General features: G+C 61.9%; 2 protein-coding genes. One reads left to right on the top strand and one right to left on the bottom strand.

Annotation, left to right across the window (positions count from 1 at the left end):
* Positions 1–82: 82 nt before the first annotated feature.
* Complete coding sequence (locus ACE04F_RS20240) at positions 83–1,123, bottom strand: threonine aldolase family protein (RefSeq protein WP_434655109.1); 1,041 nt, start codon at positions 1,121–1,123, stop codon at positions 83–85.
* Positions 1,124–1,316: 193 nt separating this feature from the next.
* Here ACE04F_RS20240 and ACE04F_RS20235 point away from each other — a divergent pair, with 193 nt between their 5' ends.
* Positions 1,317–2,021: a TraX family protein gene (locus ACE04F_RS20235; RefSeq protein ID WP_486109438.1), complete on the top strand. Its 705-nt coding sequence runs from the start codon at positions 1,317–1,319 to the stop codon at positions 2,019–2,021.
* The last annotated feature ends 110 nt before the right edge of the window (positions 2,022–2,131 follow it).

The following is a 2,131-nucleotide window of genomic DNA, read 5'->3' as shown; positions in this document are numbered from 1 at the left end:
CAGCCGAGCGGGGGCAAGCTCCCTCGCCACGAAAGCCCTGAAGCTCTAAAGGGTAAACAGCCTTGATTAATCGGTGATTGCCTCAGGCGCTCATCACTTCCCGAATATCCGCCGCCAGCTCCCGCACTCGCGCTTCTTCGGTATCCCACGAGCACATGAACCGTGCGCCGCCCTTGCCGATGAAGGTGTAGAAGCGCCAGCCCCTGGCGGTCAGTGCGGCGATGGCCGGTTCCGAGAGTTGCAGGAACACGCCGTTGGCCTGGACCGGGAACATCAGCTCGACGCCGGGAATGTCACTGACCAGTTGCGCCAGTAATTGCGCGCAACGGTTGGCGTGGCGGGCATGCTTGAGCCAGGCGTCGTTCTGCAACAGGCCGACCCAGGGCGCGGAGAGGAAGCGCATCTTCGAGGCCAGTTGCCCGGCCTGTTTGCAGCGGTAGTCGAAGTCTTCGGCCAGGTCGTGGTTGAAGAACAGGATCGCTTCGCCCACCGCCATGCCGTTTTTCGTACCGCCGAAGCACAACACGTCGACACCGGCCTTCCAGGTCAGGTCGGCCGGGGTGCAGCCAAGGAAGGCGCAGGCGTTGGAGAAGCGCGCGCCGTCCATGTGCAGGTTCAACCCCAGCTCCTTGCAGGTGACGCTGATGGCCCGAATTTCTTCCGGGGTGTAGACGCTGCCGACTTCCGTGGCCTGGGTCAGGGTCACCACGCGCGGCTTGGGGTAGTGGATGTCCTGACGCTTGAGGGCGATCTCGCGGATCGACTCGGGAGTCAGCTTGCCGTTTTCGGTGCGCGCCACCAGGAGCTTGGAGCCGTTGGAGAAGAATTCCGGCGCGCCACATTCGTCGGTTTCGACGTGGGCGGTTTCCGAGCAAATCACGCTGTGGTAACTCTGGCACAGCGACGACAGGGCCAGGGAATTGGCGGCAGTGCCGTTGAACGCGAAGAACACTTCGCAGTCGGTTTCGAACAGGGCACGGAAATCATCCGCCGCGCGGTGGGTCCATTCATCGTCGCCATAGGCGCGCTGGTGGCCCTGGTTGGCTTCTTCCATGGCCGCCCAGGCTTCGGGGCAAATGCCGGAATAGTTGTCGCTGGCGAATTGTTGGCTCTTGTCGGTCATGGCCTTGCTCCTTGAATAGAGAGTCCTGGGTAAGAGATCCCTGGTGGAATTCCCGGGTGAGGGTTCCATGGTTCGGCGCGCTTGAGTCCGCGACGCCGTGGTCGATAGTGGTGCGCACTTTACCCAAGATTAGCGAGGGAGCACACGGGATGTTTCGGACAGAAAATCATAAAACCAGCGCGCCGCTGTACACATGAGGCGGCGCGACGCTGCGCTGGACCTGCTCAAGTGGCTGGCACTGTTGTCGATGGTCCTTGATCATCTGCGATATGTCGGTTTTTCCGCCGATTGGCTGTATGTCCCGGGACGCTTGGCATTTCCCTGGTTCTGCCTGGCGATGGCGGCCAACCTCGCACGCAACGGCGCCAGCACCCTCGCATGGCGTTACCTGGGCTGGCTGTTGCTGTTCAGCGCGATCAGTGAAATTCCCTACCGCTTGTTCGTTCCCAACCCCACGACATTGAACGTGATGCCAACGCTGGTGCTGGGATTGTTGGTAGCGCGCGGCTGGCAAAGCCCCACCCTGCAGGCGCGATGCCTGGCGTTGGCGGCGCTGCTGCTGGCGGCGCTGTGCTCGGCACAGTTGATGTTCGGGTTCTACGGCGTGCTGCTGCCGTTGGCGATGTTGCTGGTGTTTCGCCGGCCCTGGTATTTCGCGTTGCTACCGGCAATGGTCTGCGTGGCGGCCAATCAATGGCGGGTGTTGTATGGCGCGGCATGGCTGGGCGACACGGTGGCGGTCTGGGGGCTGGTGGCTTGCCTGATCGCGCCATGGCTTGGGCTGATGCTGTTGCGCCACGCGAGTCGTTTTCATCCACCGGCGATGCGGCGCTGGGCGTATGCGTTATATCCCACGCATTTTCTTTTGTTGCTCGGGGTTCGCCATATCACTGCCTGACCCTCCGTGGCGAGGGAGCTTGCTCCCGCTGAAGGGCGAAGCCCTCCCAAAAGGCCAATTCTGGAATTATCTGATGTACCGAGGCGTCTGGTCTTGGGGCTACTTCGTAG

This window comes from Pseudomonas sp. AGC41, assembly GCF_057334555.1.
This window is presented reverse-complemented; position numbering and strand designations above follow the sequence as displayed.